Origin of the sequence: Nakamurella aerolata (genome assembly GCF_013002705.1) — a bacterium.
In the GTDB taxonomy this organism is placed as follows: Bacteria; Actinomycetota; Actinomycetes; order Mycobacteriales; family Nakamurellaceae; genus Nakamurella; species Nakamurella aerolata.
Map to the genome: position 1 here is coordinate 48,071 of NZ_JABEND010000004.1, position 24,695 is coordinate 72,765.

At 70.4% G+C, this 24,695-nt stretch carries 20 protein-coding genes; 9 read left to right on the forward strand and 11 right to left on the reverse strand.

Annotation, left to right across the window (positions count from 1 at the left end; all coding sequences use genetic code 11):
- Positions 1 to 211 precede the first annotated feature (211 nt).
- The 7 genes from HKD39_RS08750 (at position 212) to HKD39_RS08780 (ending at position 9,636) form a co-directional block, all read left to right on the forward strand.
- The gene (locus tag HKD39_RS08750) at positions 212 to 577 is read left to right on the forward strand and encodes a hypothetical protein (protein ID WP_171199496.1); all 366 of its coding nucleotides are present in this window, start codon (positions 212 to 214) and stop codon (positions 575 to 577) included.
- A 74-nt stretch (positions 578 to 651) separates the two neighbouring features.
- Positions 652 to 2,616: a methionine--tRNA ligase gene (gene metG / locus HKD39_RS08755; protein ID WP_171199497.1), complete on the forward strand. Its 1,965-nt coding sequence runs from the start codon at positions 652 to 654 to the stop codon at positions 2,614 to 2,616.
- A gap of 3 nt (positions 2,617 to 2,619) precedes the next feature.
- Positions 2,620 to 3,507, forward strand: a complete 888-nt coding sequence (locus tag HKD39_RS08760; RefSeq protein WP_171199498.1) for a YchF/TatD family DNA exonuclease — start codon at positions 2,620 to 2,622, stop codon at positions 3,505 to 3,507.
- A 385-nt stretch (positions 3,508 to 3,892) separates the two neighbouring features.
- Complete coding sequence (locus HKD39_RS08765; RefSeq protein ID WP_171199499.1) at positions 3,893 to 5,533, forward strand: ubiquitin-like domain-containing protein; 1,641 nt, start codon at positions 3,893 to 3,895, stop codon at positions 5,531 to 5,533.
- Between the two features lie 124 nt (positions 5,534 to 5,657).
- Positions 5,658 to 6,563, forward strand: coding sequence for a 16S rRNA (adenine(1518)-N(6)/adenine(1519)-N(6))-dimethyltransferase RsmA (gene rsmA / locus HKD39_RS08770; RefSeq protein ID WP_171199500.1), 906 nt, complete (start codon positions 5,658 to 5,660; stop codon positions 6,561 to 6,563).
- Positions 6,560 to 7,765, forward strand: a complete 1,206-nt coding sequence (gene ispE, locus HKD39_RS18760; RefSeq protein WP_212754314.1) for a 4-(cytidine 5'-diphospho)-2-C-methyl-D-erythritol kinase — start codon at positions 6,560 to 6,562, stop codon at positions 7,763 to 7,765. The genes rsmA and ispE overlap by 4 nt, the downstream gene beginning before the upstream one ends.
- Complete coding sequence (locus HKD39_RS08780; protein ID WP_171199501.1) at positions 7,765 to 9,636, forward strand: ABC-F family ATP-binding cassette domain-containing protein; 1,872 nt, start codon at positions 7,765 to 7,767, stop codon at positions 9,634 to 9,636. The genes ispE and HKD39_RS08780 overlap by 1 nt, the downstream gene beginning before the upstream one ends.
- A 17-nt stretch (positions 9,637 to 9,653) precedes the next feature.
- Here the strand turns inward: HKD39_RS08780 and HKD39_RS08785 are convergent, their stop codons facing one another.
- From HKD39_RS08785 to HKD39_RS08795, 3 genes are all read right to left on the reverse strand, one after another.
- A complete protein-coding gene (locus HKD39_RS08785) occupies positions 9,654 to 10,373 on the reverse strand; it encodes an alpha/beta fold hydrolase (protein ID WP_171199502.1) in 720 nt (239 codons plus the stop codon).
- A gap of 71 nt (positions 10,374 to 10,444) precedes the next feature.
- The gene (gene mctP, locus HKD39_RS08790) at positions 10,445 to 12,103 is read right to left on the reverse strand and encodes a monocarboxylate uptake permease MctP (protein WP_171199503.1); all 1,659 of its coding nucleotides are present in this window, start codon (positions 12,101 to 12,103) and stop codon (positions 10,445 to 10,447) included.
- A complete protein-coding gene (locus HKD39_RS08795) occupies positions 12,100 to 12,435 on the reverse strand; it encodes a DUF3311 domain-containing protein (RefSeq protein WP_171199504.1) in 336 nt (111 codons plus the stop codon). Before HKD39_RS08795 ends, mctP begins: the two co-directional genes overlap by 4 nt.
- A 129-nt stretch (positions 12,436 to 12,564) precedes the next feature.
- On the opposite strand from HKD39_RS08795, the gene HKD39_RS19510 reads away from it, so the two are divergent.
- Positions 12,565 to 14,502, forward strand: a complete 1,938-nt coding sequence (locus HKD39_RS19510; RefSeq protein ID WP_171199505.1) for a fatty acyl-AMP ligase — start codon at positions 12,565 to 12,567, stop codon at positions 14,500 to 14,502.
- Here the strand turns inward: HKD39_RS19510 and HKD39_RS08805 are convergent, their stop codons facing one another.
- The 8 genes from HKD39_RS08805 to HKD39_RS08840 all read right to left on the reverse strand — a co-directional run bounded on the left by HKD39_RS08805 (position 14,503) and on the right by HKD39_RS08840 (position 23,259).
- Positions 14,503 to 15,798 (reverse strand): MFS transporter, encoded by a 1,296-nt coding sequence (locus tag HKD39_RS08805; protein WP_343074667.1) that lies wholly within the window; start codon positions 15,796 to 15,798, stop codon positions 14,503 to 14,505.
- Between the two features lie 195 nt (positions 15,799 to 15,993).
- Complete coding sequence (gene pth, locus HKD39_RS08810) at positions 15,994 to 16,581, reverse strand: aminoacyl-tRNA hydrolase (RefSeq protein ID WP_171199507.1); 588 nt, start codon at positions 16,579 to 16,581, stop codon at positions 15,994 to 15,996.
- A 219-nt stretch (positions 16,582 to 16,800) separates the two neighbouring features.
- Positions 16,801 to 17,490 carry a 50S ribosomal protein L25/general stress protein Ctc gene (locus tag HKD39_RS08815; RefSeq protein ID WP_171199508.1) on the reverse strand — a complete coding sequence of 230 codons (690 nt, stop codon included), beginning with the start codon at positions 17,488 to 17,490 and terminating at the stop codon, positions 16,801 to 16,803.
- A 408-nt stretch (positions 17,491 to 17,898) separates the two neighbouring features.
- A complete protein-coding gene (locus tag HKD39_RS08820; protein WP_171199509.1) occupies positions 17,899 to 19,149 on the reverse strand; it encodes a DUF480 domain-containing protein in 1,251 nt (416 codons plus the stop codon).
- Positions 19,150 to 19,267: 118 nt separating this feature from the next.
- Positions 19,268 to 20,533, reverse strand: coding sequence for a threonine ammonia-lyase IlvA (ilvA, locus tag HKD39_RS08825; protein ID WP_343074652.1), 1,266 nt, complete (start codon positions 20,531 to 20,533; stop codon positions 19,268 to 19,270).
- 91 nt (positions 20,534 to 20,624) lie between these two features.
- The gene (locus tag HKD39_RS08830; RefSeq protein WP_171199511.1) at positions 20,625 to 21,785 is read right to left on the reverse strand and encodes a threonine aldolase family protein; all 1,161 of its coding nucleotides are present in this window, start codon (positions 21,783 to 21,785) and stop codon (positions 20,625 to 20,627) included.
- A gap of 17 nt (positions 21,786 to 21,802) precedes the next feature.
- Positions 21,803 to 22,309 carry an NUDIX hydrolase gene (locus HKD39_RS08835; RefSeq protein WP_171199512.1) on the reverse strand — a complete coding sequence of 169 codons (507 nt, stop codon included), beginning with the start codon at positions 22,307 to 22,309 and terminating at the stop codon, positions 21,803 to 21,805.
- A complete protein-coding gene (locus HKD39_RS08840) occupies positions 22,309 to 23,259 on the reverse strand; it encodes an SDR family NAD(P)-dependent oxidoreductase (protein ID WP_171199513.1) in 951 nt (316 codons plus the stop codon). The genes HKD39_RS08835 and HKD39_RS08840 overlap by 1 nt, the downstream gene beginning before the upstream one ends.
- A gap of 111 nt (positions 23,260 to 23,370) precedes the next feature.
- Between HKD39_RS08840 and HKD39_RS08845 the strand changes: the two genes are divergently transcribed.
- On the forward strand, positions 23,371 to 24,681 hold the full coding sequence (locus HKD39_RS08845) for a GGDEF domain-containing protein (RefSeq protein ID WP_171199514.1): 1,311 nt from the start codon (positions 23,371 to 23,373) through the stop codon (positions 24,679 to 24,681).
- The last annotated feature ends 14 nt before the right edge of the window (positions 24,682 to 24,695 follow it).

The following is a 24,695-nucleotide window of genomic DNA, read 5'->3' on the forward strand; positions in this document are numbered from 1 at the left end:
CTGGGCGACGGGCCGCGCCTTGCGGGACGGGCCGCGCCTTGCGGGACGAGCCGCGCCTTGCGGGACGAGCCGCGGCTCGTGGGACGGGCGGGACGATCTTGCGGCACAAGGTTTCGGCACAACGAGCGCCCCCCGCCCAGCGGTCGGCCAGCGGCGATTCCGACATCAGCGTGATCCGGCGGTCGGCACCCAACGGTGCTTGAATTCGGTGATGGCTCACTATCAACTCAACGAGGCCGCGGTCGAGCAGTGCCGACAGTTGATCGACGGCCGCGAGTACGTGCTGGATTCCGAGTGGGGCGAGGTGCAACCGGACGCCGAGGCGCAGAACGCCTACCTGGAAGACCACAGCTGGGAGCAGTACGCGGCCTGGCATCTCGGCCTGACCGATGGCGCGAACGACGAAACCAAGGCCAGATATGCGTTTGTCTACGGCGACTTTCGGCGGGTGCACCGCAGCGGCCTGATCGCCTGCGTGTACCGGGCAGCCGAGTGGCGGCACAAGGCGATCGAACTCGCCGCCCACCAGCTGCTGCAAGAACTGGACAAGGCCGCCGGGATTCCCGACAAGAGCTGACGCCCGACCCGCACCGCCGCTAGCAGTCCGGCGGGCGGGCAAGCCGGTTGCCGCCGGCTACTAGCCTTGACGGTATGAGCACTCCCGTCCTCACCGCGGTGGCCTGGCCCTATGCCAACGGCCCGAGGCACATCGGCCATGTATCCGGGTTCGGCATCCCCGCCGACATCTACTCGCGCTACCAGCGGATGGCCGGCAACGACGTGCTGATGGTCTCCGGGACCGACGAACACGGCACCCCGATCCTGGTGCAGGCCGAGAACGAGGGCGTCTCGCCGCGGACGCTGGCCGACCGCTACAACAAGGTGATCGTCGACGACCTGGCCGGGCTGGGCATCAGCTACGACCTGTTCACCCGCACCGAGACGCGCAACCACTACGCCGTCACCCAAGAGATGTTCCGGGCGGTGCACCGCAACGGCTACTTCTTCACCAAGACCTCGCAGAGCGCGATCAGCCCGTCCACCGGCCGCACCCTGCCGGACCGGTACATCGAGGGCACCTGCCCGATCTGCGGGTACGACGGTGCCCGCGGCGACCAGTGCGACAACTGCGGCAACCAGCTGGACCCGATCGACCTGATCAACCCGCGCAGCCGGATCAACGGCGAGACGCCGAAATTCGTCGACTCCGAGCAGTTCATGCTGGACCTACCAGCACTCGCCACCGCCCTCGGACAGTGGCTGCGCAGTCGAAAAGACTGGCGTCCCAACGTGTTGAAGTTCTCGCTCAACCTGCTGGACGATTTGAAACCGCGGGCCATGACCCGCGACATCGACTGGGGCATCCCGGTGCCGCTGGACGGCTGGCGCGAGCGCGGCGACAAGAAGCTCTACGTCTGGTTCGACGCGGTGATCGGCTACCTGTCCGCATCCATCGAATGGGCGCGTCGGTACGGCGGCCCCGACGGAACCGGCGACGCCGATGCCTACCACCACTGGTGGGCCAACCCCGAGGCACAGCACCGCTACTTCATGGGGAAGGACAACATCACCTTCCATTCGCAGATCTGGCCGGCGGAACTGTTGGCGTACAACGGCAACGGCGACAAGGGCGGCAGCCCCGGCGAGTACGGGGCGCTGCAACGGCCCACCGAGGTGGTCTCCAGCGAGTTCCTCACCATGAGCGGCTCCAAGTTCTCCACCAGCCGCGGCACGGTGATCTACGTCGGCGATTTTCTGCGCGAGTTCGGACCGGACACGTTGCGCTACTTCGTCTCCGTCGCCGGGCCGGAGACCCAGGACACCGACTTCACCTGGGACGAGTTCACCCGCCGTACCAACTCGGAGCTGGCCAACGAGTGGGGAAATCTGGTCAATCGCTCGATCTCGATGGCGCACAAGAACTTCGGCGCCATCCCCACGCCGGGGACTCGTACCGAGCCGGACGCGGCGCTGCTCGCCACCTCGCAGGCGGCCTTCGCCACCGTGGGAGAACTGTTGCAGCGCAGCCGGTTCCGGCAGGCTGCCACCGAAGCCATGCGGGTGGTGTCGGCGGCGAACAAGTACATCTCCGACTCCGAGCCGTGGAAGCTCGCCAAACAGACCGACGACCCGGCCGCCGCCGAGCGACTCGGCACCGTGCTGCACACCTCGTTGCAGGTGGTGGACGACGCCAAGGCGCTGCTCACCCCGTTCCTGCCGCACAGCAGCCAACAGATCGACCAGATGCTGTGGGGCGCAAGCGATCGCGGCGGAGTGTGGGCGGCCCAGCCGGAGGTCCGCACCGTCACCGACTTCAACGACGACGTTGAAGGGGTCGGCGTCCCCGCCGTCACCGACTACCCGGTGCTCGCCGGCGACTACCGCGGCGAACGCGCCCGTTGGCAGCGTCACGAGATCCCGGTCGGCGCACCGCTTGGCAAGCCGTCCCCGCTGTTCGCCAAGCTGCCGCCGGAGCTGGCCGAGACCGGCCCGAGCTGGGCACCGATCCAGCACGCCGACGCGTCAGCACCGGAGGCCGCATCCGGGACGGCACGGTCCGAGACAACGGCCGAGACAGTGCCAGCGCCGGACACGTCAGCGGCCAAGACGGGCTGAACGGTGCCGCTCCCGTCGTCGTTGACCGGCAAACCGCGGGTGCCGGCGCCGGAACCGTTGCCGGCGCCCGTGATCGACGCCCACACCCATCTGGATGCCACCGGAGCCGACACCGACGAGCAGATCGCCGCGGCGCTGCGGCGGGCCGCCGACGTCGGTGTCGAAGCGGTGGTGACCGTCGCGGACGACCTGGCCTCGGCTCGCTGGGCCGCGCAGGCAGCCGGGCGGCACGCCACCCTGGCCGCCGCGGTGGCGCTGCACCCGACCCGCAGCGACGCGCTCGACGACGCCGCCAGGACCGAGCTCGCCGAGCTGGCGGCACTGCCGCAGGTGGTGGCGGTGGGGGAGACCGGGCTCGACCACTACTGGCCAAGCAGAGGCGTCGGCGCCGACCCTGCGGTGCAGGCCGAGGCGTTCGCCTGGCACATTCAGCTGGCCAAGGACGTCGGCAAGCCGTTGATGATCCACGACCGTGACGCGCACGCCCAGGTGCTCGACGTGCTGGCCGCCGAGGGCGCGCCGGAGCAGGTGATCTTCCACTGCTTCTCCGGCGACGAGGCGTTCGCCCGCCGCTGCACCGAGCAGGGCTGGTACCTCTCGTTCGCCGGCCCGGTCAGCTTTCGCAACGCCCCGGAACTGCGGCGCGCCGTCACCGTGGTGCCGGACGAGCTGCTGCTGGCCGAGACCGACGCCCCGTTCCTCACCCCGCACCCGCACCGCGGCACCGTCAACGAGCCGACCGCGCTGCCCTACACCGTCAGGGCCATCGCCGACCTCAGAGCGTCGGGCGCGACCGGCACGGCCGGCGAGCCCCGACCGGCCAGCAGCGAAGAACTGGCCGACACCTGCCGGCTGCTCGCAGCCAACGCACGTCGCGTCTACCGGCTCTGAGCTGCACATTCGTCGTCGTCCGCGCGGCAATCGTTGCCCGAGTTGCCCGGAGCGTTGCCGTCCCGTTACCCTGCCGTGATACCGCCGGGATGGGGAAGTCCGGGCTGTCGCGCCGTCGGGCGCTCCTGCAAGGGGGTACGTCTTCCCCTGCCCGGGCATCGCGCCTGTGTGTGGTCGGCCGCGAGTCCGCTGTGACTTGCCGTTTGCTTGCTGACCCGGCGCCCTGCCACCAGGGAACTGTGTGACGAACTGTGTGCTGCCGGGTGGGTGGATCCTGCCCGAAGATCTCGCCGGCCTTCCGCACCCATCGGTGACGCGCACCTTGCCGGGTCCCCGCCGGGACGAACCAGCGGACACCGCATCGGCAATCTCGGTAGCAGCTTCGGTGACAGCCGCACCAGCAGCCACAGCAACACCAGCAGCCACAGCAACAGCACTGACAGCAGCGCCGGCCGACTCCGGCTGGGTACTGCCCCGTCCCCGGCAGGGCGCCCACGACGCCGCTGGGCACCCGGTCGCGGCTGACCCTGTCGCTCACGCGGCCGATCGCCTCGCCACGCTCCCGCGTCCGGCGGCCGGCGAGCCGCCGCCGCACGTCACCGCGGCCGACGAGTTGGCGCTGCGGATCGCCGCCCGTGGCAGCTGGACGGTGCCACCGCCCCGACCCGAGCGGGCGCCGAAGCGCTCAGCGCCAGGTCCGGTCGCGGTGCCGGTTGTCCCCGGTGACGGCGACACCGGCGCGGGGCCGGACGCCGGCGACGGTGCCGGTGTCGGTGTCGGACGACCCGAAGCCGCCGCCGCGCTGGCCACCATCGGCGCCGGGCGAGCGATCCCCACCCCGGCGGGCGAACGCCGCACCCCGGCCGATCAACCGGTCCCGACCCGGCGGCTCGGGTGGAAGCGGCCGGCGTTCGTCGCCGCTGCCGCCACCACCTTGCTGGTCGGCGTCGGCGGGCCCACCTTCGGTGCCGGCAGCAAAGAGCTGACCGTCACCATCGACGGTGCCCGCCAGCCGGTGACCACCACCCTGGATTCGGTGGGTGACGTGCTGGCGCACGCCGGCGTCGTCGTCGGCACCCACGACACCGTGAGCCCCGCGCTGTCCGCCCCGGTGGCGCCCGGCACCACGATCACCATCGAACGGGCCCGGCTGGTCAGCGTCACCGTGAACGGCGAGCACCGGCAGGTCTGGAGCAAGGCCGACACCGTCGCCGACGCGGTGCGTCAGCTCGGCATCGACCCGGCCGGCTACCAGTTCTCCCGCGACCCGGCGGCCCGGCTGGTCGGTACCAAGGGGGTCAGCCTGACCGCCCAGCAGCTGCACTCGGCGAAGGTGATCGACGGCGCCGAGCGCCCGGTGGCGGTGCGCACCGTCGCCGGTACCGTCGGTGAACTCCTTGCGGCGCAAGGCATTCAGCTCGGAGATCGCGACACGGTGACGCCGAGCGCCGACACCCCGCTGAGCGAGGGCCAACGCATCGTCGTCACCAGAACATCGGTGACGGAGCAGACCAGCACCCGGCCGGTCCCGGCGCCGAAGGCGACCGTTGTTGTCGACAAGAACCTTGGCAAGGGCCTGACCAAGAACGTCAAGGGCAAGGCCGGCACCCGCACCATCGTCACCCGCCTCACCACGGTCAACGACAAGACCAGCAAGAAGGTGATCGCCGACAAGGTCACCGCGGCGCCGGTGGCGCCGAAAAGGATTGTCGGCGCCAAGGAGACCGGCGATCCGGTGTCGTGGAGCGTGCCCTGGGACAAGATGGCGATGTGCGAATCGTCCGGTCGCTGGGATCTCGGCTACGGCATGGCCGGGGCCAAGGGTGGGCTGCAATTCCTCACCTCGACCTGGCTGGCGTTCGGCGGCGGCGAGTTCGCACCGTCGGCCAACCGGGCCACCAAGAATCAGCAGATCATTGTGGCCGAGCGGCTGTACGCCCAGCAGGGGCTGGCGCCGTGGGCGTGCGCCCGGATCCTTGGCTGGGGCTTCGACAAGTACACCGGCCCGCTCCCTGGCCGACACTGAGCACCCGAACGTCACCGGGCACCCGAACGACATCGGGCACCCGAACGTCATCTGGCACCCGAACGACGCCGGGCGCCAGGCCGGCATTGGCGTTGCGGCGCCCGCGCTGCCTAGGCTGGTGGCGATGGAACCGGTGAGCGCGCAGCCGACGCTGCTTGGGGCCGCCGAGATCCGTCGGCTGGTTGCCGAACTTGGTCTGCGCCCGACCAAGACGCTCGGGCAGAACTTCGTCATCGACGGCAACACGGTGCGCCGCATTGTGCAGACCGCCGCCCTTGATGGGCACTCCCACGTGCTCGAGGTGGGGCCTGGGCTGGGCTCGCTCACCCTCGGCCTGCTGGCCGCGGGCAAGCGGGTGACCGCGGTGGAGATCGATCCGCGGCTGGCCGAGCTGCTGCCGAGGACGGCCGCCGAGCACGGCTTCAGCACGGGGCTTTCGGTGATCCCCGCTGACGCGTTGCGGCTGACCGCCGCCGACCTCCCCGGGCCGGACGATCCGCCCACCGCGCTGGTCGCCAACCTGCCGTACAACGTTGCGGTGCCGGTGCTGCTGCACCTGCTGGCCACCCTGCCGTCGCTGCGGCGGGTGCTGGTGATGGTGCAGGCCGAGGTGGCCGACCGGCTGGCCGCGCCGCCCGGTAGCAAGACCTACGGCGCGCCGAGCGTCAAGGCGGCCTGGTACGGGCCGACTCGCAGGGCCGGATCCATTGCCAGATCGGTGTTCTGGCCGGTGCCCGGTGTCGATTCCGCGCTGGTCGGGCTGGATCACACCGACGCCTTCGCCGGGGCGGACCAGCCCCCGGCCGCCGAGGTGTTCGCCGTCGTCGACGCGGCATTCGCCCAGCGGCGCAAGACGTTACGGTCGGCGTTGGCGGGCTGGGCCGGCTCCGCGACCGCCGCCGAGCAGCTGTTGCGGACCGCCGGGGTCGACCCCGGTGCCAGGGGCGAGGTTCTCGACGTTGCCGGGTTTGTCGCGATCGCCGACGCGGCGCGCCGGGCCGAGGCTACGAACGGGCGGGCGGACCAATGACGCTCAGCGGGTTCGGCTTCGGTGAGCCGCCGACAACGCTCGACCGGATCCGGGTGCGGGTCCCGGCCAAGATCAACCTTGCGCTGTCGGTGGGCGACCAGCGGCCGGACGGCTATCACGAGTTGCGCACCGTCTTTCACGCCGTCGACCTGTACGACGAGCTGGTGCTGCGCCGGGCAAACCGTTGGGGCGTCAGCGTTACCGCGCTCGGCACCGGCAGGCCGATGCTCGGCGTACCGCGGGGGATGAAGAACCTGGCCGGGGTCGCGGGCCGCAGCCTGCAGCAGTGGCTGCGCGAGTCGGGCTTGCCGATGGCCACCGAACCGGTGCAGATCGACATCATCAAAGCCATCCCGCTGGCCGGCGGGATGGCCGGCGGCAGCGCCGACGCCGCTGCGGCGCTGGTGGGCTGCAATGCGTTGTGGGGAGCGGAGTTGTCGCGCGACGAGCTGGCCGAGGTGGCCGCCGGTGTCGGGTCCGACGTGGCCTTTGCGCTGCACGGCGGCACCGCGGTCGGCACCGGGCGGGGGGAGTTGTTGTCGCCGGTGCTGACCAGGATGACGCTGCACTGGGTGCTGGCGCTGTCCGGTGACGGGCTCTCCACTCCCGAGGTGTTCGCCGAGCTGGATCGGCTGCGGCTGGCGCACCGCACCAGCCCTGACCGCGAACCGTCCGGGACGGCTACCGGCGGGTCGGCCATCGACGGGACGGCTACCGGCGGGTCGGATGCCGCCGCCGGGGTCGATGAAACCGCTGATGCGGCAACGGATCTGCCGCGGCCAGGCGCGTTCGCCCCCGAGTCCGCGACCGACCCCGCGCCGGTGAGCGGCCCTGAACCCGCGGCCGATCCGGAACCCGCCGGCGATCCGGGGGACGCGGATGCGACGGGATTCGGGTCAGGCGCGGTGGAGGACGTGATCGCCGCGTTGCGCTCCGGCGAGGTGTCCGAGGTCGCCGCCGCGCTGCACAACGACCTGCAGCCCGCCGCGGTCTCGCTCGACCCTGCGCTGCGCCGCACCCTCAGGGCCGGAACCGAATCCGGTGCGCTGGCGGCGATCGTCTCGGGTTCCGGCCCTACGGTCGCGCTGCTGTGCTCGGATGCCGACCATGCCCAGCAGGTGGCCGGCGAGATGGCCGGCAGCGGGACTTGCCGGACGGTACGTACCGCGTCCGGGCCGGTACCGGGCGCGCGGGTGGTGTGATGGCGGGCCGCAATCTGGTCAACCTGGAGATCGCCAGCATCACCCTGGGGATCACGCAGGTGCTTTCCGGCGTCTCGCTCGGGGTGCAGGCCGGCGACAGGATCGGGGTGCTCGGCCTGAACGGTGCCGGCAAATCCACCCTGCTGGCGCTGCTGGCTGGGCAGCTGACCCCGGACTCGGGGCGGGTGTCGGTGGCCGGAGGGGTGAGCATCGCCGCCGTCACTCAGCAGACCCAGCTCTCGCCCGATGCGACCGTCAGAGACGTTGCGCTGCAGGCATTTGCCGATCAGGCCGAACACGCGTGGGCCGGCGACAGCGCCGTCCGTGAGGTGCTGGCGGGGCTGGGCCTGCGCGGCATCGGGCTGGACACTCCGCTGGCGTCATTGTCCGGCGGTGAGCAGCGCAGGGTGGCGCTGGCCGCCGCGCTGGTGACCGACGCCGACCTACTGATCCTCGACGAGCCGACCAACCACATTGATGTGGAAGGTGTCAGTTGGCTGGCGGCATACCTGTTGCGGCGGCAGGCATCCGGTCGGGGCGCGCTGGTGATGGTGACCCACGATCGCTGGTTCCTGGACGCCGTCGCCGGCACCACCTGGGAAGTGGTGGACGGCCGGGTGGAGATCCGCGACGGCGGCTATTCGGACTGGGTGTTCGCCAGGGCCGAGCGGCTACGGCTGGACCGGGCTGCGCAGGAACGGCAGCGCAATCTGGCCCGCAAGGAGCTGGCCTGGCTGCGCCGTGGGGCACCGGCCCGCACCTCGAAGCCCAGGTACCGGGTGGAGGCGGCGGAAGCGCTGATCTCCGACGTGCCGGCGCCGCGAGACACCGTGGCACTGCACAGCTTTGCCGGCCGCCGGCTGGGTAAGGACGTGCTCGATCTTGAAGACGTCTCGGTCCGGTTACCCGCGCCCGCCGGCGGCGGTAACGGCGCCGGCCGGCAGCTGCTGTCCGACGTCACCTGGCGGGTCGGACCCGGCGACCGGATCGGCATCGTCGGGGTGAACGGCTCGGGTAAGTCGACCCTGCTGCGGCTGCTGGCCGACGATCCGCGCGGCACCAGCCTGCTCACCGGCGGCCGGATCCGCCGCGGCGCCACCGTCGAGCTCGGCTATCTGTCGCAGGACGCCGCCGAGCTGAACCCGGAGCTGCGGGTGCTGGAGGCCGTGACCGAGGTGGGTGGCCGGCTGACGCTGGCCGGCCGCGAGCTCTCCGCCGGGCAGCTGGCGGAGGAGTTCGGCTTCCCGGCGAACCGGCAGTGGATGCCGGTGGCGGATCTGTCCGGCGGGCAGCGACGCCGGCTGCAGCTGATGCGGGTGCTGATGGCAAGCCCGAACGTGCTGCTGCTGGACGAACCGACCAACGACCTCGACACCGACACCCTCACCGCGTTGGAGGATCTGCTCGACTCGTGGCCGGGCACGCTGATCGTGGTCTCGCACGACAGGTACCTGATCGAACGGGTCACCGACGACGTGTACGCGCTGCTCGGCGACGGCCGGATCACTCACCTGCCCGGCGGCATCGACGAGTACCTGCGCCGCCGCGAACGGGCCGACCAGAGCGGCGACGCCGGGCGCGGCAAGCCGGCTGCGGCGCAGCAGCCGGCCACCACCGTCACCGGCCCGGAGGCCGGGCAACCCGGCATCGACCAGGGCACCGCGCGGGATCTGCGCAAGCAGCTGCAGCGGCTGGACAAACAACTGGAATCGTTGCGGCGCAAGCAGTCCAACCTCACCGGCGAACTCGCCGATGTCGGCGACGACTACGTCAGGGCGGCGGAGCTTGATGCCGCACTCACCGCGCTGACTGCTGACCTGGACGCCGCCGAGACCGAGTGGCTCGAGGTGGCCGAACGGCTCGAGGGCTGAACCAGCAAGCCGCGCCGTCAGGCCACGAACTCCAGCACCGCGTCGGCCAGCTGCCCGGCGTCCGTCACCCAGGGCCGGTGCGAGGTGCCGACCGAGAGGCGCTTGGAGTCGTTGATCCGGTCGGCCAGCGCATCGAGGTCGACGCCGTTGCCGGAGCGGCCACCGCCGCCGTCCACCACCAGGGTCGGCGCCTGGATGGCGGCCAGACCGTTCCACCAGTGCGGGTCGGCGGCGCGCAGCTGGCCGACGGTGGAGTGCATGCGTTGCAGCGCCCCGCGGCCGGACATCAGCACGTTGAGCGCGCCACGCGCGCGTTGCTTGGCCGGGACGATGCCGGCGGAGGCGTGGCCGGCCTGCGGCGGCGCCTGCGGTTCGACCACCACCAACCGGCGGATCCTGGTCGGGAACTGGGCGGCGACGGTCAGCGCCAGGTAGCCACCGAAATCGATGCCGACCACGTCCACCGGGTCGTCGCACACCTCGTCCAGCGCGCCGGCCACCGCCCAGGCGGCGCCGTGCAGGTCGGATCCCGGCACGCCCTCGGAATGGCCGTGCCCCGGCAGATCGAGCGCCACCGCCTCCCGCCCGCCGGCCACCAGCAGCGGCACCAGCACCGTGAACGACCTGGCCGAACCGGCCAGTTCGTGCAGCAGCAATAGCGGCCTGCCGATCCCGCTGGAATGCAGGCGCATGTCCTTTTCGTCGACGACGAAGTCCCGTACCACGCTGTACGCCATTCACCCATCCTGCCGTACCGGCCCGGCACCGGCCAGGACCTACGTCCCCGCGCCCGGCGCGGAACCCCGAGTTAATGCTCCGCGGCCACCGCACGGACGTGCGAGTCGCCGTCGTCGGCGTGGTAGTCGCGACCCCTGGTGGCGTCCGGCCCCTCCGGCACCTTCAGCGCCCGCAGCACCACCGTGACGATCACCGCGACCAGAAGGTTCAGCACCAGCGCCACCAGCCCCACCCACACCTGCAAGGCGCCGGAGAACGGATGCCAGCCGAAGAACGAGATCTTGCCGAAGGTGATGGCCGAGCCGCCGAAGTGCAGCTTGCCGGTGCCGGGCGCTCCCGGAATCGAGTAAAGGGTGGCGACCGCCCAGATCATCCCGATCACCCAGCCGGCCGCCAGCGCCCAACTGTGCAGCCAACGGGTGTACAGCGCGATGGCGACCGCAGGCAGCGTCTGCAGGATGATCACCCCGCCGATCAGTTGCAGGTCGATGGAGAACTGCGGGTTGATGAACAGGATGAAAGCCACCGCACCGAATTTGACGATCAGCGATGCCCATTTCGCCTGCCTGGCCTCGGCTTTCGCGTCGGCCTTCGGGTTGATGTACTCCTTGTAGATGTTCCTGGTCCAGGTGTTGGCCGCGGCGATGGACATGATGGCCGCCGGTACCAGCGCCCCGATACCGATGGCGGCGAAGGCCACCCCGGCGAACCAGCTCGGGAACTGGCCGTCGAACAGGACCGGGATGATGGTGTTGGTATCCGGTTTTCCGGTGGCCTGGTTGTTCACCGGCTTGCTGCCGGCCGCGATGGCGACGTAGCCGAGCAGCGCCAGCAGACCAAGCAGGAAAGAATAAGCCGGCAGCGCGATCATGTTGCGCTTGAGGGTGTTCCGGTTCTTGGCCGCCAGCGCGCCAGTGGCCGAGTGCGGGTACAGGAACAGCGCAAGGGCCGAACCGAGCGCCAGCGTCGCGTACTGCAGCTGGTTGTTGTGGGTGAGGATCACGTTGCCGCTGGGTGCCCCGGTGGCGGGATTGATGGTGCTCATCTTCTGCTCGGCGGCGTCGAAGATGGCGCCCCAGCCACCGAGTTTGGCCGGCAGGTAGAAAACCGCAACCAGAATCACGATGTAGATCAGGATGTCCTTGACGAAGGCGATCAGCGCCGGCGCCCGCAGGCCGGAGCGGAAGGTGTACAGCGCGAGCACCAGGAACGCCACGAACAACGGCAGGTGCCCGATCAGGCCGCTGCCGTTGATACCCATGGTGCGCAGCACCGCCTCGATACCGACCAGCTGCAGCGCGATGTACGGCATGGTCGCCACAATCCCGGTGACGGCAACCATCAGCGCCAGCGTGCGGTTGCCGTAGCGCCCGCGGACGAAGTCGGCCGGCGTCACGTAACCGTGGGTGCGCGACACCGACCACAGCCGCACCACCGGCAAGAAGATGATCGGGTACAGCACAACGGTGTAGGGCAGGGCGTAGAAGCCCATCGCGCCGGCACCGAACACCAGGGCGGGCACCGCGACGAACGTATAGGCGGTGTACAGGTCTCCGCCCACCAGGAACCAGGTGATCCAGCCACCGAACTTGCGGCCGCCGAGCCCCCACTCGTCCAGGTGGTCCATAGTCTGGCCGGCTTTCCACTTCGCCGCCCAGAACCCCATCCAGGCGACGCCGACAAACAGCACGGTGAAGACGATGAGCTCCACCCAGTTGCGTGAGGTCATCGGCCGAGCTCCCTGCTGTTGTCAGCGTCGGCGCCGGCCAGCGGGTCGGTCGGATCCACCGGCTCGTGCAGCCGCGGCTGATCGGGGGTGGTGCCGACGTGTCTGGTCATCACGTACACGACGGCGACGCATGCCACCCCGATGAAGACCCATACGAACTGGAACCAATAGAAGAACGGCAGCCCGAACAGCTCGGGGGTGCGCTTGTTGTACCAAGCGGTGACCAGCATCAGCGGCGGCACCAGCAGCAGCAGGTTCCAGGGACTGAACCGCAGGTCGTTACGACCCTCCGGCGGTTCGCCCTTCGCCTGGCGATCGACAGTGGACGACATCGGCGCACCTTCCTCGCAGGCCGGATACCGGCTGGTAACCCGGACAAATAACGAACTGTAAGCGCAGAACAACCGGTCGCCAAGAGCGGCGCGAGCCGGCGCCGATCGCGGATTTGTATGGTTTCGGCCATGAGTGCCTTCTTGGAAGCGTTGGCGACCGCCGCTGCGGACGAGCGCGGGATGGTGACAACGGTTCCCGACGGCGGTTCCGGTGGCGGGGACACTCGCCGGCACAGCTGGGCGCAGGTGCGCGCCGAGGCCGACCGGCTCAGCGCGGCGCTGGATGGCGCCGGGGTGCGCAGCGGCGACGCGGTGGCGGTGCTGGCCGGCCGCCCGGCCGACATAGCGCCGCTGGCACAAGCGATCTGGCGGCGGGGCGCCTCGGTGACCATGCTGCATCAACCCACCGCGCGCACCGACCTGGCCTGGTTCGCCGAGCACACCGCCGGCGCCCTCAGGGTGATCGGGGCGCGCTGGGTGGTGCTCGGTGCGCCGTTCGACACCGGCCCGTTCAGCGCCGCCGCGGCGCTGCTGCGGGACGCCGGCGTCCAGGTGCTGAAGCTGAACGAATTGACGGCCGAAGCAACCGGGTCGGACCCGAAGGAGGGCCCGCCGGCGTCGTCGCCGGTGCCGGCCGACGCCGAGGTCGGCGAGGACGCGCTTGCCCTGCTGCAGTTGACGTCAGGCTCGACGGCCGCGCCGAAGGCGGTGCGGATCACCCACGGCAACCTGTGGGCGAACATCACCGCGATGCGGCAGGCGGCGGGATTGGATCCGGCCACCGACACCATGGTCAGTTGGCTACCGCTGTTCCACGACTTGGGGATGGTGGGTTTTCTTACCCTGCCGATGTGTCTGTCGATCAACCTGGTGGTGGTGACCCCTTCGGAGTTCTTGCGAGATCCGTTGCTGTGGCTGCGATTGATCTCCGAGCACGGCGGAACCTGCACGGCCGCACCGAATTTCGCCTACGCCGTGACGGCCCGTGCGTTGCGGAGGGCCGGCGGTGAGGGGCCGCCGCTCGACCTCAGCACGCTGCGGTTCGCGCTGAACGGCGCCGAGCCGATCGACGTCGCGGCGTGCCGGGCGTTCCTGGCGGCGGACGCTCCGTTCGGACTGCCGGCAACGGCCATGGTGCCTGCCTACGGCATGGCCGAGGCCGTGCTCGGGGTGTCGTTCCACCCCTGGGGCACGCCGTTGCGAATCGACACCATCGATGCGGATGCGCTGGAGAACCGCAGACTGGCGGTGCCGGTGCCGGAACCGGTCGCAGCACCCGGAACCGGTGCGGCTACGGCACCGACTGCGGCACAGGCGGCAGAGCCTGACCCGACGGCAGATCCTGATCCGACTGCGGAGCCGCACGCCGGACAGCGCGGCGCCGGCGGTGCTGGCGTTGATGCCGTTGGCGTGCGCCAGTTTCCGACGCTGGGGCCGCCGCTGCCCGGAATGCAGGTGCGGGCGGTTGGTCCGGACGGCGAGGTGCTGGGTGACCGGCAGGTCGGCGAGCTGCAGATCCGGGGCGCCAGCGTCACCGCCGGCTACCTCACCGTTGACGGCCCGGTGCCCACCCTCGACGCCGACGGCTGGCTCGCCACCGGCGATCTCGGCTACCTGATCGCCGATCCTGCCGTGGCAACCGATGCTGCCGCGGCAACCGATGCTGCCGCGACAACCGATGCTGCCGAGACGCCTGACGACCGCGTTGTGGTGGTGTGCGGACGGGTCAAGGACGTCATCATCATGGGCGGGCGGAACATCTACCCGACCGACATCGAGCGGTTGGCCGAGCAGGTACCGGGGGTGCGCGCCGGGAACGCCGCGGCCGTCAAGTGGCGCACCCCGCACGGCCGGGAATCGTTTGCGGTGCTGGCGGAGTCGCGTCAGCACGACGAGTCGGGCGAGGCCGACCGCATCGCCGACGGCATCCGCTCCGCCGTCACCACCGAGCTGGGCGTTCGGCCCGCGGTGGTCAAGGTGTCGCCGGTCGGGTCGCTGCCGAAGACCCCGTCAGGCAAGATCCAGCGGGCAGCCGCCGCCGGGTTGCTGGCCGGCGACCAGCGGTGATCAGCGGCGGCGGCCCGACCCGATCAGCTCGCGGACGTCGTCGTGGTGATGGTCGAGGTAGTTGCGCTTGCGGTTGTCCCACATGTAATACGCGGCGACCAGGCCGACGACGCTGAGAACTACCACGTACCAACCGAAAAGGCCCTGGTGGCCGATCTTTTTGAACCACAGCGCCACATATTCGGCGGACCCGCCGAACAGTGAGTTGCCGATGGCGTAGGTGAAGCCGACGCCCATGGCCCGCACCGCCGGCGGGAACATCTCGGCCTTGGCCACCCCGGCCACCGATGTGTACAGGCTCATCACGCAGAACACCACGGTGAGAATGCAGATCAGCCCGAAGATGCTGCGGGTGTTCTTCATCAGCTCGTAGGCCGGGATGGTGACGATGGCCATCAGCAGGTAGAACGCCATCAGCGAGGTGCGCCGTCCGATGCGGTCGCTGAGCATGCCGAACAGCGGCTGTATGCACATGAAGATGGCGAGGCAGATGGTGGTGACGGTGGTCGCCGACTGCTTGCTGATGCCGGTGGTGTTGATCATGTACGTCTTCGAATAGGTGGTGAATGCGTAGAAGATCAGCGAGCCGGCGCAGGTCAGCCCGAGCACCACCCAGAACGAGCGCGGGTAGGCCAGCACGCCGCGGAAGGTGCCGGACACCGCCTGCGAGCGGTCCGCCTTGGTGGTGGTCTCGGCCAGCCCGCGGCGCAGGAAGAAGGAGACGACGGCGGCCATGGCGCCGATCAGGAACGGGATGCGCCAACCCCAGTCGGTGAGCTGCTGCTCCGACAGGAACAGCTGCAGGATGGTGGCGACCAGGCTGGCCAACAGCTGCCCGCCGATCAGCGTCACGTATTGGAACGAGGAGAACAGCCCGCGGCGCTCCCGCGGCGCGATCTCCGTCATATAGGTGGCAGCGGTACCGTACTCGCCGCCGACGGCGAAACCCTGCAACAGCCGGGTCAGCATCATCAGCACCGGCGCAAGGCCGCCCACCGAGTAGCTGCCATGGCCGTACGAGGGCAGGCAGGCGAAGATCAGCGAACCGAGACAGGCAAGGCTCACCGAGATCACCATGGCGCGCTTGCGGCCCATCCGGTCGGCCAGCCGGCCGAACACGTACCCGCCCACTGGCCGTGCCAAGAAGCCGACGAGGAAAACCGCTGCGCTGTCGAGGAACTGGCTGGTCTGGTTGCCTTTGGGAAAGAACTGGCTGGCGAAGTACGACGAGAACGCCGCGTAGATGTAGTAGTCGAACCACTCCACCAAATTGCCGGACGATGCCGCGACCACCATGCGGATCCGTTTGGCCAGCGAGGTGCCTTCCAGCGGATCCACCGGCCCTGAGCTAGGTTCGCGTCCCGTGCCATCCGACAGCTTTGTCATCTATGTTCTCCCGCTATGTTCCCCGATCCGGACACGCGGATGCTACTCCCTGGGCCGGGCGGTGAGACCTGCTCGGTGACGAAGGTCAAATGCCGCCGGACGGCTTCAGTGCAGCTGGTTCTGGGTGGCGAGCAGCCCCTGGTTGATCAGCAGCTCGGCAGCGTCGGCGGCATCGGCGATGTCGATCGGCAATTCCTTGCGCTCGGCCGCGGAGAAGTCTCGCAACACGAAGTCGGCAGGGTCTTGCCGACCGGGCGGGCGGCCGATACCGAAGCGCACCCGTAGATAGTTCTTGCTGCCCAGCGCATTTGAGATGCTGCGCAGGCCGTTGTGGCCGCCCTCGCCGCCGCCCTGCTTGACCCTGATGGTGCCGGGTGGCAGGTCGAGTTCGTCGTGCAGCACGATCACCTGCTCAGGCGAGATCTTGTAGAACCGTGCCAAGGTGTTGACCGGGGCGCCCGAGACATTCATGTAGCTGCGGGGTTTGGCGACGATCACCCGGCGCCCACCGAGCCGCCCCTCGACCACGTCGGCGCCGGCCTTGTGCGTCTTGAACCGCCCGCCCAGCCTGGCGGCCAGCTCGTCGGCCACCATGGCCCCGACGTTGTGCCGGTTGCCGGCGTAGCCGGGCCCTGGGTTGCCCAGTCCGACGACGAGGACGGGTTCGGCTGGCGGAGCTGTCACGCCCGTCACGGTATCGCGGGGCGCCGCGGCCGCCGAGCGGCACGGGTGATCCGGGCGGACGCAACACCGGCGGACGCGGCACCGGCGGGCGCGGCACCGGCGGACGCAGTACCGGGCGCAGCACACAAAAGCGCCGCCGGCGGCCACTACGAGGGTGGCCACCGGCGGCGCCTGCGGCACAGCCAGTTCGTCGCGGCGCAGCTATACGCCGCGACGAGATCGGTCGGGTCAGCTCTCGGAGCCGGACTCCTCGGAGTCGGAGCCACCCTCGGCGTCGCCCGCACGTTCGCCTTCGGCGGACTCGTCCTCGGGGGCGTCCTGCTCGATGCCCAGCTCTTCGGCCGCCTCGGCGTCTTCGGCCTCAAGCTCTTCGGCGGTCGGTGCGTGCTGCACCGCGAGCACCAGAGCCTCGGGATCGGTGATCAGCTCGACGTTGGACGGGATGCCGATCTGACCGGCAAGGAACTGGGTGCCGGCCTCGGCCTCCTCGATGTCCAGCACGAAGTGATCGGGGATGTGCAGCGCCTCGACCTCGACGGTGAGCGTCGACAGTTCGTTCAGCGTGACGGTGCCGGCGGCGGCCTCGCCCTTGACCTGGATCGGCACCTCGACGGTGACCTTCTCGCCGCGCTTGACGATCAGCAGATCCACGTGCTCGACGTAGTCGCGCACCGGGTGGATCACCACGGACTTCGGCAGGGCGAGCTCTTCGCCGCCGGCCAGGTCGAGGGTGAGAATGGTGTTGGCGCCGCCCTTCATGGCGCGGGCGAACTCCTTGGCCGGCAGTGACAGGTGCTGCGGGTCGGTGCCGTGGCCGTACAGCACGGCGGGGATCTTGCCGGCCTTGCGGGCCCGGCGGGCAAAGCCCTTGCCGAACTCGGTGCGCGGTTCGGCGGAGAGGCGGGTGGTGTCAGCCACGGTGGCTCCTTCTTGCGAGTTCTCGTCCCGCCGGGCGAGGCAGCGGCGCGGGCAAATGCCGGCGCGCTGAATCAGGGGCGGTACAGAGCTGGTGTTCGGCTTGCGGTGGGGGCTCGGCGGGGGCGTGGCGACGCGAGCGTGGGTGCATCCCACCGCGTCGATCACGGCTCGCTGCGTGAGGCGGGAAGCTCCCCGTCCGCGCACCGGCCCTCGCCGAGGCAACCCCACGAGGTTACGTGACGTGGGGTGGGGCTTTCAAATCCGTCGCGCTGTGCTCATCCGTAGCGCTGGGCAGATCCGTAGCGCCGGGCGTTGGCGCGGGCCGCCCGCCGCCGGCTCAACGCTCGGCCGGGCTCAACTCGGTCGCCGGGTTCAACTCGGCGCCAGGGCTCAGCTCGGCGCCAGGGCTCAGCTCGGCGCCCGGCCGAGGACGTACAGCCGCTCGGTGTCCACCCCGCTGCTCCGTTCCGCCGGGAGCGGGCCGCGCCGGTACCACTCCAACTGCTCGAGGCCGGCGTCGGCAAACGCCGCCAGCACAGCGGTTTGCTGGTGCATGACGACGTCGAGGTCGACCGGCCGGCCGAGAAACTCCTCGCGGTGCACCACCGTGCCGCCGACGTGCACCGCGACGGCCAGCGTCCCGCCGGGCCGCAGCACCCGGCGCAGCGCACCAATCGCGCCGGGCAGCTCGCTGCCGGCCAGGTGGACAAGCGCGTACCAGGCGGTGATGGCGCCCCAACCGGACGCGGTGGCCGGGCGCAGCAACCTGGTGAGGTCGCCAACCTCGAACCTTGCCGCCGGAAAGCGTTGCCGGGCAACAGCAATCATCTCCGGCGAGAGGTCGAAGCCGGTGACGTCGGCGCCGGCCTCCGCCAGCCAGGCGGCGACCTGGCCGGGCCCGGTGCCGACGTCGGCGACCGGGTCGGCGCCGGCCGCGGTGGCCACCCTGGTGAGCAGCCAGCGGTCGAAGTCCTTGCCGGACAGCTCATCTGCGAACGTGTCGGCATAGGCGTCGGCGACCGCGTTGTACCCGGCGAGCACCGCGGCGTCCCGATCTTCCGGGGTCACCGCGAGTTCGGTGTCGGCCGCGCCGGCAGCATCGGCCCCGGCGTCAGGATCGGCTGAGCCGTCGGCCCCTGGTACCGGGCCGAGCAGATGGATCCAGCGCAGCTCTCGGTGGTGGCCCCGTTGTGGCGGCAGCCGGCGTACCAGCGGCTGCTCGGCATCGGCAAGCGCGGCCAACGCAGTCTCCACCGCCTGCTTGTCGGCGAACGGATGCAGCCGCTCGGTGCGGGTGCGCAATTCGGCTGCAGTCTGCGCGCCGCGCAACAGCAGCACGGTGATCAGCGCGCGTTCGGCGGGCTCCAACCCGAGCTGCTCCTCCAGCCGCTGGTGATAGCGGATCACCCTGGAACCCTGCCCGGTCCACACCGTGCGGACCAACTCGCGGCCCTTGAGGTCTTTCAGCGCGTCCACCAGCTCGGCCTCGGCATAGCCGGTGACCGGTTCTCGGCTCGAGGTCTGGTTGCAGGCGGTACGTAATGCGTTGAGCGACAACGGATATGACGCCGGCACGGTGACCTGCTTCTCCAGCAGGCTGCCGAGCACACGTTGGTCGATCGGTGACAGCACGGGCAACGATCCGGTCGGCGACGGCATGGGGGCAGTGTAAAAGCGCGGGCCCCAGACAACCAGACAACGCAGGTAACGCAGGCAACGCAGGCAACCGCCGGCTGGAAGCGAACGGGGACAGAGCCGGTAGCGAACCGCGAGACGGCTACGAGAGAAACAGCCCGAACAGCGGGCTGTCCGGCGGCACCGGCTGCACGGTGATCGGCGACGCAGCCATCCGGCGCAGCAGCGGTTCCAGATCGTCACGACTGCCCAGCTCCAGCCCGACCAATGCCGGGCCGAACTCGCGGTTGTTGCGCTTGACGTACTCGAACAGGGCGATGTCGTCGTCCGGGCCGAGCACGTCGTCGAGGAAGCGCCGCAGCGCGCCCGGTTCCTGCGGGAACTCGACGAGGAAAGAGTGTTTGCGGCCCTCGTGGATCAGCGCCCGCTCCACCACCTCGCCGTAGCGGCTGACGTCGTTGTTACCGCCGGACACCACGGCCACCACGGTCTGTCCCTGCCGGATCGGCAACTGCGCCAACTGGTCGGGGTCGCTCAACGCCGCGGACGCCATGGCCCCCGACGGCTCGGCGATGATGCCCTCGGTCTGATAGAGCGCCAGCATCTCGACGCAGATCGCGCCTTCGGCGACGGTCGACACCCGGCAACCGCTGTCCCGCACGATCGGGAACGTCACCTCACCGACCCTGCGCACCGCGGTGCCGTCGGCGAACGAGTCGATCTTGTCCAGCCGCACCGGTGCACCGTGCCGCAGCGCCGCCGTCATGCTGGCGGCGCCGGCCGGTTCGAGACCGACCAGCCGGTCGTCGGCGTCGCTGCCACCGATGGCGGCCACGCAGCCGGCCAGCAGTCCGCCGCCACCGACCGGCACCAGCAGCAGATCGGGCAGCCTGCCCAGTTGCTCGACGATCTCTCGGGCCACCGTGCCCTGCCCCGCGACGATCCGCTGGTCGTCGAACGCCGGCACCATCACCGCGCCGGTGTCGGTGGCGAGGTCAAGGGCGGCGGCCGCGGCGTCGTCGTAAGTTTCCCCGCCGACGACGATCGTCACCTGCTTGCCGCCGAGATCGGCGACCCTGTCGCGTTTCTGCCGCGGCGTCGTGCTCGGCAGAAAGATGGTGGCGGGCACCTGCAGCTCGGCGCAGGCCAGCGCCACTCCCTGGGCGTGGTTGCCGGCGCTGGCGCACACCACGCCACGCCGGCGGGCCGCCTCGTCCAGGCCGGCGATCAGGTTGACGGCGCCGCGCAGCTTGTACGAGCGAACCGGTTGCAGGTCTTCACGTTTAAGCAGCACGGTGGCGCCGGTGAGTTCGGAGAGCCGGGCGCTGCGTTGCAGCGGGGTAGGCGTCACCCAGGTGCTGATCCGGTCCGCCGCTGCGGCGACGTCGGCAGGTCCAAGTGAGCGCACCGCACCAGCGTAGGTGGGCCGGCGCTGCCGGTGCTGCGCGGCCGGGTCAGGCGCCGGCCATGGCGCCGACCGGAGCGGCCGGCCGGCCAGATCAACCGGCCGCGACGGCCCGGCGCAGCGCGTCGAGAAAAGCGTCGACATCGGCCTCGGTGGTGTCCCACGAGCACATCCAACGCACCTCGCCGGTGGCGGGATTCCAGTCGTAGAACCGGAAATCGGCACGCAAACGCTCGGCGGCGGCCTTGTCGAGCACCGCGAACACACCGTTGGCCTGCACCGGCTGGGTGATCCGCACCCCGTCGATGGCCTTGGCCCCGGCGGCCAGCCGCTGCGCCATCGCGTTCGCGTGCCGCGCCGAGCGCAGGTACAGATCGCCCTCCAACAGGGCGATCAGCTGCGCCGAGGCGAAGCGCATTTTCGAGTTCAACTGCATGTCCTGCTTGCGCAGGTAGCGCAGCGCGTCCGCGGCGTCGGCGCCGGCGCGGCGACGCCCGTCGGTGTCGGCGAGCAGCACCACCGCCTCCACACCGAGCGCGCCATTCTTGGTGCCCCCCAAGCTGATCACGTCGACGCCCGCGTCGGTGGTGATGTCGCGCAGCGGTCGGTCAAGGGTGGCGGCCGCATTGGCCAGCCGCGATCCGTCCAGGTGCACCTTCATGCCGAGCCGGTGCGCATGGTCGGCGATGGCGGCGATCTCCTCCGGCTGGTAACAGGTGCCGAGTTCGGTGGTCTGGGTGATCGACACCACCAGCGGCTGCGCCCGGTGCTCGTCGCCGAAACCCCAGGCCTGCCGGTCGATCAGCTCGGGGGTGAGCTTGCCGTCCGGCGTCGGAACGGTCAGCAGCTTCAACCCGCCGACGCGTTCCGGCGCGCCGTTCTCGTCGGTGTGGATGTGCGCGGTCTCCGCACACACCACCGCACCCCAGCGGGGTGACAGTGCTTGCAGGCTCAGCACATTCGCCCCGGTCCCGTTGAACACCGGGAATCCGACGGTGCCGGCACCGAAGTGCTCGGCGAGCACCTGTTGCAGATGCTCGGTGTACACGTCCTCGCCGTAGGAGATCTGGTGCCCGCCGTTGGCGGCGGCCAACGCCGCCATCACCTCAGGGTGCACGCCGGCGTAGTTGTCCGAGGCGAACGCGCGGGCGGCCGGGTCGTGCAGCGGCTGCGGCTGAGGGGACTGCGGCCGAGGGGACTGCGGCTGGGAAGACGCGGCCGCGACATCGGGAGCGGAGCTGGAGGGGGCGGGCATGCCCTCCAGTCTGGCGGTCAGCCCTCCAGCAGCACCTGGCGGGGGGCGGCCTCGTCCGCCAGCGCCGCGCTCACCCTTGCCTGCATCGCTGCCGAGAGCCCCCAACGATTGCCGGCAGCACCGAGCTCGGCCACCGGAACCCAACGCGCGTCGGTGTTTTCGTCGTCGGCGGGGCGCGGCCGGCCGGTGCGGTAGCGGAGCCGGTAGGTCAGATCGAGGTATTGAGTCTGGTCGCCGTTGGGATAGCGGACCTGCCGGGTGACCCCGACCTGCGCCAGTCGCACCACCTTCGCTGTTACCGCCGTCTCCTCGAGCACCTCGCGGACGGCGGCGACGGACGGATGCTCGCCGGGGTCGACGATTCCGGTGACCGGGGTCCACGCCCCGTTGTCGGCGCGCCGCACCAGCAGCAACTGCGGGGCGGCGGCATCGCCGCGGGTCACCACGGCGGTGCAGCCGATCAACCACAGCGGATCGGTCCCGATCTTGCTGCGCAGCGCGGTGACGAACTCCGGGACGGGCATCAGGCCGGCCCGCCGCCCGCCGCTGGACCGGGGGCGTCAGCGGGGGACGCGTCAGCGGGTGCAGCGGGGGAACCGGCAGCGGGTGCAATCGGGGGCGCGTCAGCCGGGGGACCAGCGGGGGGATTCGCCGGCAGCGGCAGCCGTTCACCGTTGATCCGGTCTGCGTCCGGCTCATCGAGAGTGTCGAGGACCCAGTCGGCGAGGGCCGCTGCCGTGGTGAACCCGGGCTTGTCGCCGATCGCGGTGATGACGCCGATCACCGCGGCGGCGGTCTGCGGCACCGGGTCGGTCTTGCGACCGGATTGCTTGCGCCGGAACGAGTCTGCCAGCGCGCGCTGCCAGGCCTCTGCGGCGGCTTTGGCGGTGGCGTAGTTGGCGCCGCCGGCTGTCGGCCGGCCGGCGGCCTTGGCGCTGACGATGATCGCGCGGCCGGCCGGCGCCGCCAGCAGCTGATCGTGCAGCGCCAGCGTGGTGTGGCGCAGGGTGTCGATCAGGTTGCCGGACAAGAACTTCCAGTCGTCCTCGGAGTTAGCGGTGAAGCCCTTGCCGCCGCGCCAGCCGCCGATCAGATGCACCAGCGCGTCAACCCTGCCGAACTTGTCAGCCAGGCGCTGGGCCAGCGCCTCGGCGGCGGCCTGGTCGGTGAGGTCGACCTGTTCCGTCGCGGCCAGACCGGGCACCCCGGCGGCGAGTGCGGTCAGCGCGTCGGCGTTGCGCCCGACGGCCACCACGCGCCGGCCGGCCGCGGCCAACCGCCGGGAGGTCTCGATGCCGGCCGGCCCGGTAGCTCCGGTCACCACCACCACCGGTGCGTCGGCGGCGGTGTTGGTTGCGCTGGATGCACTGGATGCACTGTCAGTCTGCTGCCCGCCTGGCTGTTGTCGGCTCGACGGTTGTTGACTCGACTGCTGACTTGACTGCTGGCTCGGCTGTTGGTTGGGCTGGGTCACGCGGATCAGGGTAGGGCCCGGCCGTCGCGCTGTCGCACCGATGGGCACGGCCCGGTCACAGCTTTCGCACAGCTGAGTGCCGCTGGGTCGGCACCGGCCTACCATCGCGTCATGCGCGCGCGGGCGACAGGGGCGTCAGGTTCGGCGGCAGCCACCGAACCGATGCCGGAGCGCCCGTGGAGCGACGTCCCACCGCTGGTGAAGTCGGTGGCGGCGACGCTGATCCTCGGCGCGATCGCGGTGTTGGTGGTGGCGGCATGGCGCAGCACTCCGCACGCGGCGGCGGACATGCTGACCAGTCCCGGACTCTGGATCAGCGTGTTGCTCGTGGTGCTGATGGACCTCTATCCGCTCGCGCCCTGGGCTGCCGACGTGCCGAGCCTGCGTCGCCCCATCTCCAGGGCAGCCCCGCTGTTGGTGGCGGTTGTCTACGTTTTTGGGTGGCCGGCGGTGCTGCTGATGCCGTTGCTGGGAGCCAGTTACCTGCTCGTCATCGAACAGCGGCGGGCCTGGCGGGTCGGGGTCAACGTGGCGTTCGCGGTGCTGCAGGCCGGTGGGGTGGCCGGCGTGCTCGGCTGGGTCGTCGGCTCCGACCCAGCCCACGGCTCGCAGCCAGGGCCGACGCCGCTGGTGGTGCTGGTGGCGTCGGTGCTGGGTTCGCTGGTGTGGGTGCTGATCAACACCATCGTCAGTGGATGGATCATCGGCGTCAGCAGCCGCCGCGGCCTGCTGGGGGCGGCGCTGGTGGTCTACCGCGACACCCGGTTCTGGCTGGTCGGCTTTGCGCTGACGCCGGTGTTGGCGTGGCTGATGCTGACGGCACCGCTGCTGCTGCCGCTTGTCGGCTTGTTGATCGCGGTGATGTGGCAGGCGTTGGTGGTGGCCGGGCGGCTCAACCGGCAGGCCCGCACCGACGCGCTGACCGGGCTGGCCAACCGGAGCGCCCTGCTGGACGATCTCGACGAGCTGCTCCCCGCCAACGGTGTGGTGCTGCTGTTCGCCGACATCGACCTGTTCAAGCAGGTGAACGACACCCACGGCCACCCGACCGGCGATCGGGTGCTGGCTGAACTGGGTCGCCGCATCCGCCGCTGCGCCGCCGAGCACCGCGAGCTGCGGGCCCCCACCGACACCTTCGCGGCACGCATCGGCGGTGACGAGTTCGTCGTGCTGTTGGCCGAACGCTGCACCGATCGGCAGGTGAACGATTTCGCCACCGAGCTGAGCGCACAGGTTGCTTGTCCGATCAAGCTGGGCGATCTGGTGGTGACCGTGGAGTGCTCCTACGGGTGGCACCGCAGCCGCCGGACGGAGCAGCCGCTTGATGTGCTGCGTGCCGCCGATCGGGAGCTCTACCGGCGCAAGCACCTGCGCCGCGGCGGTGACGACCCTGGTGCTGCCCGGTCGGCTGCTGCCTCCTGACCGGCGTCCGGCCC